This window comes from Pseudomonas sp. TE6288, assembly GCF_054062095.1.
Genome location: NZ_JBSSEW010000012.1, coordinates 200967 through 217065, shown reverse-complemented (window position 1 = coordinate 217065; position 16099 = coordinate 200967). Strand labels below are relative to the sequence as shown.

General features: G+C 64.6%; 17 protein-coding genes. 10 read left to right on the top strand and 7 right to left on the bottom strand.

Going from position 1 to position 16099, the window contains the following annotated elements; all coding sequences use genetic code 11:
- The first annotated feature begins 286 nt into the window (after positions 1–286).
- Genes hemA through murI form a run of 5 tightly spaced genes read left to right on the top strand, consistent with a single transcriptional unit; the run spans position 287 to position 5014 of the window.
- Positions 287–1564, top strand: coding sequence for a glutamyl-tRNA reductase (hemA, locus tag ACVWY1_RS14835; protein ID WP_102685314.1), 1278 nt, complete (start codon positions 287–289; stop codon positions 1562–1564).
- Positions 1561–2643 (top strand): peptide chain release factor 1, encoded by a 1083-nt coding sequence (gene prfA / locus ACVWY1_RS14830; protein ID WP_110703042.1) that lies wholly within the window; start codon positions 1561–1563, stop codon positions 2641–2643. Before hemA ends, prfA begins: the two co-directional genes overlap by 4 nt.
- 1 nt (position 2644) lies before the next feature.
- On the top strand, positions 2645–3475 hold the full coding sequence (gene prmC / locus ACVWY1_RS14825; RefSeq protein WP_139668595.1) for a peptide chain release factor N(5)-glutamine methyltransferase: 831 nt from the start codon (positions 2645–2647) through the stop codon (positions 3473–3475).
- The gene (locus tag ACVWY1_RS14820; RefSeq protein WP_139668596.1) at positions 3469–4224 is read left to right on the top strand and encodes a molybdopterin-synthase adenylyltransferase MoeB; all 756 of its coding nucleotides are present in this window, start codon (positions 3469–3471) and stop codon (positions 4222–4224) included. Before prmC ends, ACVWY1_RS14820 begins: the two co-directional genes overlap by 7 nt.
- Complete coding sequence (murI, locus tag ACVWY1_RS14815; protein ID WP_139668598.1) at positions 4217–5014, top strand: glutamate racemase; 798 nt, start codon at positions 4217–4219, stop codon at positions 5012–5014. The genes ACVWY1_RS14820 and murI overlap by 8 nt, the downstream gene beginning before the upstream one ends.
- 41 nt (positions 5015–5055) lie before the next feature.
- On the opposite strand, the gene ACVWY1_RS14810 is transcribed toward murI, so the two are convergent.
- The 5 genes from ACVWY1_RS14810 to ACVWY1_RS14790 all read right to left on the bottom strand — a co-directional run bounded on the left by ACVWY1_RS14810 (position 5056) and on the right by ACVWY1_RS14790 (position 10113).
- Complete coding sequence (locus ACVWY1_RS14810; RefSeq protein ID WP_198755709.1) at positions 5056–5736, bottom strand: SDR family NAD(P)-dependent oxidoreductase; 681 nt, start codon at positions 5734–5736, stop codon at positions 5056–5058.
- Positions 5737–5739: 3 nt separating this feature from the next.
- Positions 5740–7176, bottom strand: coding sequence for a deoxyribodipyrimidine photo-lyase (gene phrB / locus ACVWY1_RS14805; protein ID WP_277502886.1), 1437 nt, complete (start codon positions 7174–7176; stop codon positions 5740–5742).
- Between the two features lie 20 nt (positions 7177–7196).
- The gene (locus ACVWY1_RS14800; RefSeq protein WP_277502888.1) at positions 7197–8066 is read right to left on the bottom strand and encodes a MerR family transcriptional regulator; all 870 of its coding nucleotides are present in this window, start codon (positions 8064–8066) and stop codon (positions 7197–7199) included.
- Positions 8056–9021 carry a YbgA family protein gene (locus ACVWY1_RS14795; RefSeq protein ID WP_277502890.1) on the bottom strand — a complete coding sequence of 322 codons (966 nt, stop codon included), beginning with the start codon at positions 9019–9021 and terminating at the stop codon, positions 8056–8058. The genes ACVWY1_RS14800 and ACVWY1_RS14795 overlap by 11 nt, the downstream gene beginning before the upstream one ends.
- Positions 9022–9126: 105 nt before the next feature.
- Positions 9127–10113, bottom strand: coding sequence for an NAD(P)/FAD-dependent oxidoreductase (locus ACVWY1_RS14790; RefSeq protein ID WP_457378445.1), 987 nt, complete (start codon positions 10111–10113; stop codon positions 9127–9129).
- A gap of 185 nt (positions 10114–10298) precedes the next feature.
- On the opposite strand from ACVWY1_RS14790, the gene ACVWY1_RS14785 reads away from it, so the two are divergent.
- Together ACVWY1_RS14785 and hemH are read left to right on the top strand one after the other, a co-directional pair.
- Complete coding sequence (locus tag ACVWY1_RS14785) at positions 10299–11204, top strand: TIGR01777 family oxidoreductase (RefSeq protein ID WP_277502894.1); 906 nt, start codon at positions 10299–10301, stop codon at positions 11202–11204.
- Between the two features lie 13 nt (positions 11205–11217).
- Positions 11218–12231 (top strand): ferrochelatase, encoded by a 1014-nt coding sequence (gene hemH, locus ACVWY1_RS14780; RefSeq protein WP_258701133.1) that lies wholly within the window; start codon positions 11218–11220, stop codon positions 12229–12231.
- A 112-nt stretch (positions 12232–12343) separates the two neighbouring features.
- On the opposite strand, the gene ACVWY1_RS14775 is transcribed toward hemH, so the two are convergent.
- Both ACVWY1_RS14775 and upp read right to left on the bottom strand, forming a co-directional pair.
- Positions 12344–13618 (bottom strand): uracil-xanthine permease family protein, encoded by a 1275-nt coding sequence (locus ACVWY1_RS14775; RefSeq protein ID WP_038707351.1) that lies wholly within the window; start codon positions 13616–13618, stop codon positions 12344–12346.
- 2 nt (positions 13619–13620) lie between these two features.
- Positions 13621–14259 (bottom strand): uracil phosphoribosyltransferase, encoded by a 639-nt coding sequence (gene upp / locus ACVWY1_RS14770; protein ID WP_023630748.1) that lies wholly within the window; start codon positions 14257–14259, stop codon positions 13621–13623.
- 165 nt (positions 14260–14424) lie between these two features.
- On the opposite strand from upp, the gene ACVWY1_RS14765 reads away from it, so the two are divergent.
- From ACVWY1_RS14765 to ACVWY1_RS14755, 3 genes are all read left to right on the top strand, one after another.
- On the top strand, positions 14425–14982 hold the full coding sequence (locus tag ACVWY1_RS14765) for a hypoxanthine-guanine phosphoribosyltransferase (protein WP_277502904.1): 558 nt from the start codon (positions 14425–14427) through the stop codon (positions 14980–14982).
- A 2-nt stretch (positions 14983–14984) separates the two neighbouring features.
- Positions 14985–15458: a WbuC family cupin fold metalloprotein gene (locus ACVWY1_RS14760; RefSeq protein WP_102685302.1), complete on the top strand. Its 474-nt coding sequence runs from the start codon at positions 14985–14987 to the stop codon at positions 15456–15458.
- A gap of 100 nt (positions 15459–15558) precedes the next feature.
- Complete coding sequence (locus ACVWY1_RS14755) at positions 15559–16029, top strand: hypothetical protein (protein WP_102685301.1); 471 nt, start codon at positions 15559–15561, stop codon at positions 16027–16029.
- Positions 16030–16099: the final 70 nt, after the last annotated feature.

The following is a 16099-nucleotide window of genomic DNA, read 5'->3' as shown; positions in this document are numbered from 1 at the left end:
ATCCATGCCCGTCACCTCCCTCCGCAAGACCTGCGTTCGGCCTCCTGAAGTCGCGAAGTTACGGGCGGCGCCTGGGCTGACGCAGCTGTCGCTAGTGGACTATGGGATAAACTCTCGATCGGCAACGGCAACGGCAACGGCAACGGCAACGGCAACGGCAACGGCAGGGATGGGTGGCGGTGCTGGGTGATAGGCATGCCGCATTAGCACAATAGCGAACGGTGGTTGTTCTAAAACCTGCGAAGTAGGACAATTATCGGCTTCACGTCCCAACCAGCGATCTTGCATGGCCTTTCTTGCCCTTGGTATCAACCATAAGACTGCCTCGGTAGACGTACGCGAGCGCGTGGCGTTTACGCCCGAGCAGCTGGTCGATGCCCTGCAGCAGCTGTGCCGACTGACCGCCAGCCGCGAAGCGGCGATCCTGTCGACCTGCAACCGTAGCGAACTCTATATAGAACAGGACCACCTTGCCGCCGATGCTGTGCTGCAATGGCTGGCCGACTATCACCAGCTGAGCCTCGACGAGCTGCGCGCCAGCGCCTATGTCCACGAGGAGCACGACGCGGTCCGGCACATGATGCGGGTGGCCTCCGGCCTCGATTCGCTGGTGCTCGGCGAGCCGCAGATCCTCGGCCAGATGAAGTCGGCCTACGCCGTGGCGCGCGAGGCGGGCACCGTCGGGCCGCTGCTCGGGCGCCTGTTCCAGGCCACCTTCAGTGCCGCCAAGCAGGTGCGCACCGACACCGCCATTGGCGAGAACCCGGTGTCGGTGGCATTTGCCGCGGTCAGCCTGGCCAAACAGATCTTCTCCGACCTGGGCCGCAGCCAGGCGCTGCTGATCGGCGCCGGCGAGACCATCACCCTGGTCGCCCGCCACCTGCACGAGCAGGGCGTGCGGCGTATCGTCGTGGCCAACCGTACCCTGGAGCGCGCCAGTATCCTCGCCGAGCAGTTCGGTGCCCATGCGGTGCTGCTGGCGGACATCCCGCAGGAGCTGGCCAACAGTGACATCGTCATCAGTTCCACCGCCAGCCAGTTGCCGATCCTGGGCAAGGGCGCGGTGGAGAGTGCGCTGAAACAGCGCCGGCACAAGCCGATCTTCATGGTCGACATCGCCGTGCCGCGAGACATCGAACCGCAGGTCGGCGAGCTGGACGACGTCTACCTCTATACCGTCGACGACTTGCATGAAGTGGTCGCGGAAAACCTCAAGAGCCGCCAGGGCGCGGCCCAGGCCGCCGAGGAACTGGTATCGGCGGGAGCGGACGACTTCATGGTGCGCCTGCGCGAGCTGGCGGCGGTGGACGTGCTCAAGGCCTACCGCCAGCAGAGCGAGCGCCTGCGCGACGAGGAACTGCAAAAGGCCCAGCGCCTGCTGGCCAACGGCGGCAACCCCGAGGACGTGCTCATGCAGCTGGCCCGGGGCCTGACCAACAAGCTGTTGCATGCTCCCAGCGTGCAACTGAAAAAGCTCTCCGCCGAAGGCCGCGTCGATGCGCTGGCCATGGCCCAGGAACTCTTCGCCCTCGACGAGGGCTCGACGGACAAATCCCCGCAATGAAAGCGTCGCTGCTGAACAAACTGGACACGCTCCAGGACCGCTTCGAGGAACTCACCGCGTTGCTCGGTGATGCCGAAGTCATTTCCGACCAGACGCGCTTTCGCGCCTATTCCCGCGAATATGCCGAAGTGGAACCGGTCATCGGGGCCTATAAAGAGTGGCGCAAGGTCCAGGACGACCTCGAAGGTGCCCAGGCGTTGCTCAAGGACGCCGACCCTGACCTGCGCGAGATGGCGGTCGAGGAGGTGCGCGAGGCGAAGGAGCAACTGGTGGGCCTTGAGTCGACGCTGCAGCGCATGCTGCTGCCGAAGGACCCTAACGATGGGCGCAACGTGTTCCTGGAAATCCGTGCCGGCACCGGTGGCGACGAGGCGGCAATCTTCTCCGGCGACCTGTTCCGCATGTATTCGCGCTATGCCGAGAAGCGCGGCTGGCGCCTGGAGATCCTCTCTGAGAACGAAGGCGAGCACGGTGGCTACAAGGAGATCATTGCCCGGGTCGAAGGGGACAGCGTCTACGGCAAGCTGAAGTTCGAGTCCGGTGCGCACCGCGTGCAGCGTGTGCCGGAAACCGAGTCGCAAGGCCGTATCCATACCTCCGCCTGCACCGTGGCGGTTTTGCCCGAGCCCGATGAGCAGGTGGCGATCGAGATCAACCCGGCCGATCTGCGCGTGGACACCTACCGCGCATCCGGTGCCGGTGGCCAGCACGTCAACAAGACCGATTCGGCGATCCGCATTACCCACTTGCCCACCGGCATTGTGGTCGAGTGCCAGGAAGAACGTTCGCAGCACAAGAACCGTGCCCGCGCCATGTCCTGGTTGTCGGCCAAGCTCAACGACATGCAGACCAGCGCCGCGCAGAACGCCATTGCCAGCGAGCGCAAGCTGCTGGTCGGCTCGGGCGACCGCTCCGAGCGCATCCGCACCTACAATTACCCGCAGGGCCGGGTCACCGACCACCGTATCAACCTCACCTTGTACTCGCTCGACGATGTTCTCGCCGGTGGCGTGGACGCGGTGATCGAACCGTTGCTGGCCGAATACCAGGCCGATCAGCTGGCTGCCCTGGGGGACTGAGATGACCATCATCGCCAGCTTGTTGCGCAACGCGCAGCTGCCCGACTCGCCAACCGAACGGCTGGACGCCGAGCTGCTCCTGGCCGCGGCCCTGGGCAAATCGCGCAGCTACCTGCACACCTGGCCCGAGCGCATCGTCAGCAGCGAGGCGGCAGCCGCCTTCGCCGGCTACCTCGAGCGCCGTCGCGCCGGTGAACCGGTGGCCTATATCCTCGGCCAGCAAGGGTTTTGGAAGCTGGACCTGGAAGTGGCGCCGCACACACTGATCCCGCGCCCGGACACCGAGCTGCTGGTGGAGACCGCCCTGGAGCTGGTTGCGCCCAAGCCCGCCCGGGTGCTCGACCTGGGCACCGGCACCGGGGCCATCGCTCTGGCCCTGGCCAGCGAGTGTCCTGGTTGGCAGGTGACGGCGGTGGACCGTATCGACGAGGCCGTGGCCCTGGCTGAGCGCAACCGCCAGCGCCTGGGCCTGGGCAATGTCCAGGTGCGTGCCAGCCACTGGTTCGACGCCCTCGCCGGTGAGCGTTTCGACTTGATCCTCAGCAACCCGCCCTACATCCGCGCCGCCGACCCGCACCTGGTGGCCGGTGACGTGCGTTTCGAACCCAGCAGCGCACTGGTGGCCGGTGAAGACGGGCTGGACGATCTGCGCGTGATCGTCGCCCAGGCGCCAGGGCATCTGTTGCCTGGTGGCTGGCTGCTGCTCGAACATGGCTACGATCAATCCGCCGCGGTTCGTGAATTGCTGGTGATCGGCGGCTTCACCGAGGTGGTCAGCCGCGTTGACCTGGGTGGCCATGAGCGCATCAGCCTGGGGCGCCTGCCATGCTGAGCGACCAGGAGCTGTTGCGCTACAGCCGGCAGATCTTGTTATCGCAGGTGGATATCGACGGCCAGTTGCGCCTGAAACACGGCAAGGCCTTGGTCATCGGCCTGGGCGGGCTGGGTTCGCCGGTGGCACTGTACCTCGCCGCGGCGGGTGTCGGTGAGCTACACCTGGCCGATTTCGACACCGTCGACCTGACCAACCTTCAGCGCCAGGTGATCCACGACAGCGACAGCGTCGGCATGAGCAAGGTCGACTCGGCTATCAGGCGTCTGCAGGCGATCAACCCGCAAGTCAGCCTGATTGCCCATCGCCAGGCGCTGGACGAGGATTCGCTGGCCGCCGCGGTGGCGGCAGTCGATGTGGTGTTGGATTGCTCCGACAACTTCAGCACTCGCGAGGCGGTCAACGCCGCCTGCGTCGCCGCTGGCAAACCGCTGGTCAGCGGCGCGGCGATCCGCCTCGAGGGCCAGTTGTCGGTATTCGACACACGGCGCGACACCAGCCCCTGCTACCACTGCCTGTATGGCCATGGCAGCGAAGCCGAACTGACTTGCAGCGAGGCCGGGGTGATCGGCCCGTTGGTGGGGCTGGTCGGTAGCCTGCAGGCACTGGAGGCCCTGAAGCTGCTGGCCGGTTTTGGCGAGCCACTGGTGGGGCGCCTGTTGCTGATCGACGCCTTGAGTACCCGCATGCGCGAGCTGCGGGTCAAGCGCGATCCGGCCTGCGCCGTGTGTGCCACGCGCCATGGCTGAGCGCACGGCGCCGGTGGGCGTGATGGACTCCGGCGTCGGCGGCTTGTCGGTGCTGGCCGAAATCCAGCGCCTGCTGCCCAGCGAGTCCTTGTTGTACGTGGCCGACAGCGGCCATGTGCCGTATGGCGAGAAATCGCCGGACTACATTCGCCAGCGCCTGCGGCACATCGCCGGGTTTTTCCACGAGCAGGGCGCCAAGGCCATGGTGTTGGCGTGCAACACCGCCACCGTGGCTGCGGTGGCTGACCTGCGCGAGCTGTACCCGGACTGGCCGCTGGTGGGCATGGAGCCAGCAGTCAAGCCGGCGGCGGCGGCGACCCGTTCCGGCGTGGTCGGTGTGCTGGCGACCACCGGTACCCTGCAGAGCGCCAAGTTCGCCGCCTTGCTCGACCGTTTCGCCAATGATGTGCGGGTGGTCACCCAGCCTTGCCCCGGGCTGGTCGAGCGTATCGAGGCGGGCGACCTGTTCAGTGAGCAGCTGCGCCAATTGCTGTCAGGCTATGTGAAGCCGTTACTGGCGGCCGGCTGTGACACTTTGATCCTGGGCTGCACCCACTATCCCTTCCTGCGGCCGATGCTGGCCGAAATGGTGCCTGCTGAGGTGGCGATCATCGACACCGGGGCTGCCGTGGCGCGCCAACTGCAAAGGCTGCTGGAGGCGCGCGGGCTCCTCGGCGAGGGCCCGGCGCAGGCGACTGCATTCTGGAGCAGTGGAGAGCCGGAGCGCCTGCAGAAGGTCTTGCCGTTGTTATGGCATCAGCCTGGCAGCGTGCAGCGCTTCCTGCCTTGAGCTGACCCATGCAGGAGCGGGCAAGCCCGCACCTGCATGTATCAGCTGTGCTTCGGTAGCGGCCACAACTCGCCTGGCTCGAGAACCTCAAGCACCAGTTCGGGTTGACGCTGACCCAGGCGTGCCAGCAACTCCTGGGCAGCACTTTGCGCCGTCCAGGGCTCCGGAATGACCTGTGCCGAGGTCACCGGGGTTTTCAGCGATTGTGGCGCCACCACGGTCAGGTCTATACCCAGCGCCTTCAGGGCGGGACGCTGCAGACGAAGCCACTGTGGCAGGCTGTTGCTGCCACTGGCTGGCTGGTTCGGCTCGTACAACTGCAATGCCGAGTAACGGCTGAGAACGGCCATGACCTGGGGTTGGTCACCTTTGGCCAGATGCGGCAATGCGCCGACCAGGCTCTGTTCGGTGGCGCGCAGGTTGCTGCTGACGATCTGTTCGAACAGTTGCGCATCCGTCACATCGACGGGCAGGTAATCGCAGGTTCCGGCATTGATGATCAGGCAATCCAGCGCGCTCCAGCGGCTCGGGAGGCGCAGGGCGGCGTCCGGCAAGTGGTCCCCAAGGCGCACCAAGTGCCCACCGTAGCGTTGGCCCAGGTTGTCGAGTTCCTGGCTATCCCTGCCACTGGCGGCAACCTCGTGCCCGCGCGCGAGCAACTGCTCCACCAAGGCCAGGCCAAGTCCGTGGCTGGCGCCCGTAATCCAGAAGCGACGTGTCATGCTCTATGCCCCCTGATCCTGCCAGCTGGACAAGCTTTTGAAGGCTTCCAATGCGCGTTGGCGACTGCTATCGAGATCGACTATCGGGCCCGAGTAATTATTAGTAGCAAATAGATCGGCAGATTTCACCGGGTAGTGAATCGATTTATCGTCCCTGCCCTTCAATTCCGGCAGCCATCGACGAATGAACATGCCCTTCGGGTCAAAGCGCTGCGACTGGGTAACAGGATTGAAAATGCGGAAATAGGGCACTGCGTCAGTGCCTGTAGAGGCGCTCCACTGCCAGCCGCCGTTGTTGGCGGCCAGATCGCCGTCTATCAGGTGGCGCATGAAATGCCTCTCGCCATATCGCCAGTCGATCAGCAGGTTCTTGCTGAGGAACATGGCGACGATCATGCGCAGCCGGTTATGCATCCAGCCGGTGTCCAGCAACTGACGCATGGCGGCATCGATGATAGGGAAGCCGGTGCGGCCTTCCTTCCAGGCCTGCAGGTCGCCAGGTGCATCACGCCAAGGCAGCGCCTCGGTGTGTGGGCGGAAGGCGCGATGCCGCGAGACCCGGGGATAACCCACCAGGGTGTGTTTGTAAAACTCGCGCCACAGCAGCTCGTTGACCCAGGTCTGCACACCGACGCTGCCACTGTCGAATTCACCCCGGTTGCTCCCAAGGGCCGCGTGCAGGCACTGACGTGGCGAGACCACACCCGCAGCCAGGTAAGGCGAAAGCTGGCTGGTACCGGCCTTGGCGGGCAAGTCGCGCAGTTGCGCGTAATCCTCGACGGTTTCGTCGACAAAGCGCTGCAACCGCTGCCGTGCTTCATCCTCACCGGCGGGCCAGTGCTGGCGCAGGGCGTCGGAAGGTGCCTCGAAGCCGTCGATACGCTCGGGTATGGCGTCGCTGTGAATACCCAGCGCCTCTTGACGACGTACAGGTGGAACGAGAGAGGGGAGGCTGCGGTGCAGATGTTCCAGGCAGACCCGTTTGAACTGGCTGAAGACCTGGAAATACTGGCCTGCGCGGGTCAGCACGCTACCGGGCCTGAACAGCAACTGGTCGAGGTGGGCGGTAGCGCCAATTCCTGCGTGTTGCAGCAGGTTCCGAGTCGCTTCGTCGCGCCGGGTCTCGTTGATGCCGTATTCCTCGTTCCAGTGCACGGCCTCGATGCTGTGCTGGCGGCAGACATCGAGCACGCATTGCGGGACGTCTTCCCAGGTATCGACTTGGCGAATCAACAGCGGAATATTCAGCGCCGCGAGTGACTGGCGCAGCAGCCGCAGGTTGCGCAGCCAGAAGTCGACCTTGCAGGGTGCGTCGTCATGGGCCAGCCACTGGCCAGGACTGGCGACCCACAGGGCCACGGTCGGGCCGCGCTGGCAGGCGGCCGCGAGAGCGGTGTTATCGTCCACACGCAGGTCATTGCGTAGCCATATCAATTGCATGGAAAACGAGCCCAAGTTGGTCAGGGTTGTTGAAGGCCGCGCAAGGCAGCTTGCGGGCTATCGAACAAGTACAGATCGGATAGCGACAATGCGCGTAGCTCGGCCTCATGGAGAGTGACCCGGCCGCCGCCCAGGAGTTTCCTCACGGTGATCTCCTTCAGCATGCGGCCCAGTGCGGCGAGGTCGGGGCGGCGTCCGAGGTGCAGCAGCAGCGCTTGTGGCTGTAAGCGCTCCACGGCTTGGCGCAGCTGACGAGGCTCGACCGACCACTCGAGAATCTCCAGAGGGTGGCCATTGCTGCTCAGCAGCCAGGCGCAGAGCCAGAACTCCGGGTCGAAGGCTGTATCGTCCGTACGGGCGAGCAGCACGCAGGGGCCGGTGAGCGAGTGGCCGTCGTGATAGACCCGCGCGCCCAGCTTGCTGCGCAGCCAGGTGTGAAAGAACACTTGCTCCAGGCGGGCGTCGAAATGGGTTTGCCAGCGCAGGGTGAGGGCCTCCAGCAGGGGGAGGAGCAGGCGCTCGCATACGGTCACGGCGGGGTAGAGGGCCATCACCTGGTTCAATAGCTGGTCGAGAGGGCGCTGGGCAAGACGAGCGATTGCCGTGATCAGTTGCTCGATACGCTCGCCCCATTCTCCCTGGAGGGTTGGCGGAGTGCTCTGCGTGTTGTCCAGCAACTCGCGCACCTGGCTGATTGCAGCGCCGCGTTCCAGCCAGCGCAGCGCGGCCTGGACCCGTTGCACCTGGTCTTGTGGATAGAGGCGATGGCCCTTGGGTGTGCGCTGAGGCTTGATCAGGCCGTAGCGCCGCTCCCAGGCGCGCAAGGTGACCGGGTTGACGCCGGTGAGCCGTGCTACCTCGCCGATAGGGAGCAACTCGTCAGATGGCATTGCGTAGTCCAAGGTCTTCCGGGTGGGGTTGCAGGTAGGCCTGTTGCAACAGGTAAGGGTCGGGATGGCAGCGCAAATGGTGCTTGAGCAGGGTCAGTGGGACCACCAGCGGCACTACGCCTCTCTGGTACTGGCCGATGACCTGCTGCAGCTCGGCCTTGTCGCTTTGGCCCAGTTCGTTGCGCAGGTACCCGCTCAGGTGCTGCAGCACATTGCCGTGGGTGCCGCGGCTGGCGCATCGGCGCAGGGCCTGCATCAACTGGCTGAAGTATTGCGGGCCGAGTTGCAACGGGTCGTCGTCCCGGCGCATGTTGCCAAGCAGGCGGCCAAGGGTCCGGTACGCCTGGGGGTTGTGGGCCATCAACAGGTACTTGTAGCGGGCATGGAAGCGAATCAGAGCGCCGCGGCTCATGCCCTGGCGCAGCTGCTGCTGCCAGTCGGCGTAGGCATACACACGGGCGATGAAGTTTTCTCGCAGTACCGGGTCGTGCAGGCGACCTTCTTCCTCGACCGGCAGGTCCGGGCGCAGGGCGCAGAAAGCCGCGGCATAGACACCGCGGCCATGGTGAGGCGGGCGGCCGTCTTCCTGATAGACCTTGACCCGTTCGAGGCCACAGGACGGTGACTTTTGCATGAAAATGTAGCCGCAGATATCGTCCAGTTCGCCGGCCATCTGCTCACCGTAGGCGCGCAGTGGGCCGGCGAGGTCGGTGGTGCTGTTGCGCGTGCCGGTGACCGCTGGATGTGCAGGGTCCCCCACCAGGCGGATAGGTTCGCGCGGGGTGCCCAGGCCAATGGCGACTTCGGGGCACAGCGGCGCCCAGTCAAAGTGCTTATCGAGCAGGTCAAGACACAGGCTGGAGGCCTTGTGGCCGGCGTTGTAGCGCACGTTGAGGCCGGTCAGGCAGGCGCTGATGGCCAGGCGTGGCTTGCCGTTGGGCGTGGGAGCGTTCATCACTGTCTCCGAATGACTTGTACAGGCAGCACAATTTGTACAAGGCAATTTCAGCACAGATGAAAACTTATACAAACAAATTTTTTGTATAAGTTTAATGGGCGCCTATTCCAGGTGCTCCAACAAGCGCCTGGCGGCTTCCTGGCCGCTAAGCCAGGCGCCCTCGACGCGCCCGGACAGGCACCAGTCGCCACAGGCGTACAGGCCCAGGTCGGCATCGGCCAGCGCGCCCCACTCATGGTTGCTGGTGGGGCGGGCGTAGAGCCAGCGGTGGGCGAGGGCAAAGGTTGGCGCGGGTATCACGCAACCGACCAGTTCGGCGAACTCACCCCGCAGTTGCTCGATCACTTCCTCCTTGGCCAGGTCGATATGCTGCCTGCTCCAGCTGGAGGTGGCATGCAGCACCCAGGTGTCGAGGTGATCGTCACGGCCTGGCTTGCTGCGGTTGCGCGCCAGCCAGTCGAGCGGGTGGTCCTGGACGAAGCAGCCCTGCATCGGGGTGTCGAGTGGTGTCTCGAAGCCCAGTGCGATGGCCCAGGTCGGCTCCATCTGTACACCGGCGGCAACCGCCGCGAGTTTCGGCGCGGCCGCCAGCAGCGGTGTGGCCTGAGGGGCCGGCACGGCGATCACCACGCGGCTGAACGGCCCATGGCTGCAGCCTTCGGTGTCCTGCAGGTGCCAGTACTGCTTGCCACGGAACACTTCGGCGATGCGGCAGCCGAAATTGACCGTGACATCCTTGAGCAGGCCACGGGTGATGGCGCTCATGCGCGGCACGCCGACCCAGCGGACCTGTTCGTCGGGGGAGGGCGTCAGTTCGCCATCGCGGTAGTTGTACAACTGCGGTTTCCACTGCTCGGCCCAGCCTGAGGCGACCCAGTGCTGGACCTGTTCGACGAAGCGCCGGTCACGTGCCGTGAAGTACTGCGCGCCCAGGTCGAGGGCCCCGGCCTCGCTGCGCTTGCTGGCCATGCGGCCTCCGCTGCCATGGCCCTTGTCGAACAGGTGGACGGTCTGCCCGGCCTTCTGCAGGGCCTGGGCTGCGGACAGGCCGGCGATACCGGCTCCGATGATGGCGATGGGTACTGTCATGATGGCCTCTTCGAACCTAGCTTTACGCAGCGTACGCTGCCAGGCAAACCTGTACAATGCACAATGTTTGTATAAGGTTATTCCGCTCGATAGGCAGGTGGCCTATGTTTATCCGAGAGCGATCGGTCAAAAAAGTGCCTTGATCTTAAAAATAGACCACGGCCGCCAACTGTGAGGACACAGCCATGCATATATTGCTGACCGGCGGTACCGGCCTTATCGGCCAACACCTTTGCCAACGGTGGCAGGCCGAGGGCCATCGGCTGACGGTCTGGAGCCGCCGGCCGGAACAGGTGGCGAAAATCTGTGGCACTGGAGTGCGTGGCGTCGCGCGGCTGGACGATATCGCCGCCGACGACCCAGTGGATGCGGTCATCAACCTGGCCGGCGCGCCCATCGCCGATCGGCCCTGGACTGCGGCGCGCCGCACCCTGCTCTGGGCCAGCCGGGTGGCGCTCACCGAGCAGCTGCTGGCCTGGTTGGAGCGCCGCGAACAGCGCCCGTCGGTGCTGATCTCGGGCTCTGCGGTGGGCTGGTACGGCGACGGCGGCGAGCGCGAGCTCACGGAGAGCTCGGCCCCGGTGAAGGAGGACTTCGCCAGCCAGCTGTGCATCGCCTGGGAGGAGACTGCCCTGCGTGCTCAGGCATTGGGTATCCGCGTCGTGCTGGTGCGTACCGGCCTGGTGCTGGCTGCCGATGGCGGCTTTTTGTCGCGCCTGCGCCTGCCCTTCAAACTGGGCCTTGGCGGGCCATTGGGCGATGGTCGGCAGTGGATGCCTTGGGTGCATATCGACGATCAAATCGCCTTGATTGATTTTCTCATGCAGCAAAAGGAAGCCAGCGGTCCCTATAATGCCTGCGCGCCGGAGCCGGTACGCAACCGCGAGTTCGCCAAGCGCCTGGGGCGCACCTTGCATCGTCCGGCATGGATGCCGATGCCGGCGCTGCTGCTCAAGGCCGGGCTCGGCGAGATGTCGACGCTGCTGCTCGGTGGCCAGCGCGCCCGCCCTGTGCGTCTGCTGGCGGCGGGTTTCACGTTCCGTTTCAACGATCTGCAATCGGCGTTGGACAACCTGTCCAGCCGCCTCTGACATAGGACGCTGCATGACCGATCATGCCCTGCTGCTGGTCAACCTCGGTTCGCCGGCTTCCACCTCGGTGGCCGACGTGCGCCGCTACCTCAACCAGTTCCTGATGGACCCGTACGTGATCGATCTGCCCTGGCCGGTGCGGCGGTTGCTGGTGTCGCTGATCCTGATCAAGCGGCCGGAGCAGTCTGCCCATGCCTATGGGTCGATCTGGTGGGACGAAGGCTCGCCCCTGGTGGTACTGACCCGCCGCCTGCGCCAGGCGATGGTCGAGCATTGGCCCCATGGCCCGGTGGAGATCGCCATGCGCTATGGCGAGCCGGCACTGCCTGGCGTGCTCGAGCGCCTGGCTGCGCAAGGTGTGCGCAAGGTGACGTTGGCACCGCTTTATCCACAGTTCGCCGACAGTACCGTGACCACGGTGGTGGAACTGGCGAAGCAGACCATCGCCGAGCGCCGGCTGCCCCTGCAGACCCGCGTGCTCCAGCCGTTCTACGAGCATCCCGACTATATCGAGGCATTGGTCGCCAGCGCCCGCCCGTACCTCGAGCAGGACTACGATCACCTGTTGCTGAGCTTCCATGGTTTGCCTGAGCGACACCTGAAAAAGCTCGACCCCACCGGCAATCACGACTTCCAGGCTGCCGACTGCTGCAAGGACGCCAGCGCCGAGATGCGCGCGGTGTGTTATCGCGGCCAGTGCCTGGCCACGGCCAGGGCCTTCGCGACGAAGATGGGCATTCCGGACGGCAAGTGGTCAGTATCGTTCCAATCGCGCCTGGGCCGGGCCAAGTGGATCGAGCCCTACACCGAAACGCGGCTGGATGAACTGGGCAAGGCGGGGGTGAAGAAGTTGCTGGTGATGTGCCCGGCTTTTGTTGCCGACTGCATCGAGACGCTGGAAGAGATCGGTATGCGCGGCAGTGAGCAGTTCATCGAGGCCGGCGGCAAGGAGCTGGTGCTGGTGCCGTGCCTGAACGATCACCCGGAGTGGGTGAGGGTGCTGGCGGGGATGTGCGAGAAGGCCTGAGCGTGAGTTCGTGGTGCTGCGTGGGAGCGGGCTTGCCCCGCGATGGCGATGGCCTGGGCTGACGCCATCGCGGGACAAGCCCGCTCTCACATAGGTGCAGCTACTTCGTCATTCAAGGCAACTGATCATCCAGCTTCTTGTTCTTCCAGCCATCATTGCCCGGCAGGATCAGGTTCAGGGCAATGGCCACCACGGCGCACAGGGCGATGCCCTTCAGGCCCCAGTCGTCCGGGCCGTCACCGCTGCCGATCAGCACGCCGCCGATACCGAATACCAGGGTCACCGAGACGATCACCAGGTTGCGGGCTTCGGCCAGGTCGATCTTGTGGCGGATCATGGTGTTCATGCCCACCGCGGCGATCGAGCCGAACAACAGGCAGAGAATGCCGCCCATCACCGGCACCGGAATGCTCTGCAGCAATGCGCCGAATTTGCCGATGAAGGCCAGGGTGATGGCGAATACCGCCGCCCAGGTCATGATCTTCGGGTTGTAGTTCTTGGTCAGCATCACCGCGCCGGTCACTTCGGCGTAGGTGGTGTTGGGCGGGCCGCCGAACAGGCCGGCTGCCGTGGTGGCCAGGCCGTCACCCAGCAGCGTGCGGTGCAGGCCGGGTTTTTTCAGGTAGTCGCGGCCGGTCACGCTGCCCACCGCAATCACCCCGCCGATGTGTTCGATCGCCGGGGCCAGGGCCACGGGCACGATGAACAGAATGGCCTGCCAGTTGAAGGCTGGCGCGGTGAAGTTGGGCAGTTCCAGCCATGGGGCCGCGGCGATCTTGGCAGTGTCGACCACGCCGAAGGCGAACGACAGAGCGAAGCCCACCAGCACGCCGGAAATGATCGGTACCAGACGGAATATGCCTTTGCCGAACACGGCCACGATCAGCGTGGTCAGCAGTGCCGGCATGGAGATCAGCATGGCGGTCTTGTACGGCATCAGCGCAGCGCCGTCACCACCCTTGCCCATCGCCATGTTGGCGGCAATCGGCGCCATGGCCAGGCCGATGGAAATGATCACCGGGCCGATGACCACCGGCGGCAGCATGCGGTCGATGAAACCGGTGCCCTTGATCTTCACCATCAGGCCCATGAAGGTGTACACGAAGCCTGCCGCCATGACGCCGCCCATGGTCTCGGCCAGGCCGAACTGGCCCTTGGCGAGGATGATCGGGGTGATGAAAGCGAAGCTCGAGGCCAGGAACACCGGAACCTGACGGCCCGTGACCAGCTGGAACAGCAGGGTGCCGATGCCGGCGGTGAACAGCGCCACATTGGGGTCGAGGCCGGTGATCAGCGGCATCAGCACCAGCGCGCCGAATGCCACGAAGAGCATCTGCGCGCCCGAAACGACCTGGCGCCAGAGCGGGTCGTTGAAGCCGTCCTGCATGGTCAGGCGTCCTTCTGCTTGGTGCCGAAGATCTTGTCGCCGGCATCACCCAGGCCCGGCACGATGTAGCCGTGCTCGTTGAGGCGCTGGTCGATCGAGGCGGTATAGATCTGCACGTCCGGGTGGGCTTTTTCCACCACTTCGATGCCTTCGGGCGCCGCGACCAGGACCATGGCGCGGATTTCCTTGCAGCCGGCTTTTTTCAGCAGGTCGATGGTGGCGACCATCGAGTTGCCGGTGGCCAGCATCGGGTCGATGATCAGGGCCAGGCGCTGGTTGATATCCGGCGCGAGCTTCTCGAGGTAGGTATGGGCCTCGAGGGTTTCTTCGTTGCGGGCCACGCCCACGGCGCTGACCTTGGCGCCGGGGATCAGGCTGAGCACGCCGTCGAGCATGCCGATGCCGGCGCGCAGGATCGGCACTACGGTGATCTTCTTGCCGGCGATTTTCTCGACTTGCACCTTGCCGCACCAGCCGTCGATCTCGTAGGTTTCGAGCGGCAGGTCCTGGGTGGCTTCATAGGTCAGCAGTGCACCGACTTCCTGGGCGAGTTCGCGAAAATTCTTGGTGCTGATATCGGCACGGCGCATCAGGCCGAGCTTGTGGCGGATCAGCGGATGGCGGATCTCACGAGTAGGCATAGGGGGAGGGCTCCGGGAGGCGGGCAAAAAAACCGCGCTAGATTAATCTATTCAGTCCTTGATGTCGTGCAGTCATTGTGCACGTTAGTCCATAAAGGCTTGATCTGGGACGAGCGGATGCGTACCTTTGCCCGCTTTTCCAAAACGCACCCCCTGGAGAGCGCCATGTCCGCCGATCTCGAGCATATCCGTCAAGTGATGCGCGAGGCTGATTGCCTGTACAACGAAGCCGAGGTCGAGGCCGCCATCGCCGAGGTCGGTAAACAGATCTGCAAGGACCTGCACGACAAGAACCCGGTGGTCTTCTGCGTGATGAACGGTGGCCTGATCTTCTCTGGCAAGCTGCTGACCCACCTGCAGTTCCCGTTGGAGGCCTCGTACCTGCACGCCACCCGTTACCGCAACACCACCAGCGGTGGCGAGCTGTTCTGGAAGGCCAAGCCGGAAGTGTCGTTCATCGACCGTGACGTACTGATCGTCGACGATATCCTCGACGAAGGGCACACCCTCAGCGCCATCATCGAGTTCTGCAAGCACGCCGGCGCCCGCGCCGTGCACACCGCAGTGCTGATCGACAAGGACCACGACCGCAAGGCCAGCTCGGACCTGAAGGCCACCTACACCGGCTTGTCGTGCGTCGATCGCTACGTCTTCGGCTACGGCATGGACTACAAGGGCTACTGGCGCAACGCCAACGGCCTCTTCGCCGTCAAGGGGATGTGAGCATGCGCCAGCCTGCGTTCCTCGATCAGTCGTTGTTCGTCGGGTTGGCGCATCAAGCCATCTCCAACCCGCGTGGTCGGCAGAACCACAACTTTCATGCGATGGAGGAGCCTTGCCACCGCATGGCCGTTGGCCTGCAGCCGCGTACCTATATCCAGCCCCATCGTCATTTGAGCGACGACAAGGCCGAGACGCTGATTGTGCTGAAGGGGCGTCTGGGCTTGCTGATTTTCGATGACCAGGGCGCAGTGATTGGCAAGCGTGTGCTCGAGGCGGGAGGGGAGTGCCTGGGCGTCGACCTGGTCCCGGGCGTTTTCCATGGCCTGGTGGTGCTGGAAGATGACAGCATCATGTTCGAATGCAAGGCGGGCCCGTATCGTCCGGTAGGCGAGGGTGAGCTGGCTGAGTGGGCGCCTCGCGACGGCGACGCGGGCGTCGGCGATTACCACGCCTGGATGCGCGCGCAGTTCGATTGAGCTTGCGCCCCATCTTGAGCCCGCTCCCTCACCTCGGGACCGGGCTTGCCCCGCGCCAGGGCCTGTGCGTAGAGTGCCTGCTCATGCCAAGGAGCCCCACATGCGTGCGATCGTCCCCCTCCTGCTGGCGGTGAGCCTGCCGCTTGCCGCCGCGCCGCTGCACAGCCAGTTCCTCCCGCCCGACGACCTCTCCCTGCGCCAGGAAGCACCGGCCAGCCAGCAACTGCTGCAGGTCACCGACTACAGCGTGGTGGTCGGTACCCAGCGCCAGTCCGACCAGCAGCCGATCCCGATCACCTCTTCCTTGCAGGTGCGCCTGAAGGGCAAGCCGCTGAGCAAGGGCTCGACCATCGGCCAGGTCCTGCTCAATTTCGACGGAGAGGGCGGCAAGAGCCTGAAGAAACCGGTGTACGACGACAAGACCCGCACCCTGACGCTCAACTACCCGCTGGCCAACTACCGTGTGGTCATGGACCTGCTGCGTAACGAGACGCTCTACGTTCAGTTCCTCACCTATGCCAACGGCCATATCTGGGCGGATCTGCACACCGGCACCGTACGTACGCGTTGAGGCTCGCCGTCGCCGGGGGGTAAACTGCCGGCCTTCGAAAATGTCCGTGATGGTCCAGTTGGAGTCGGCG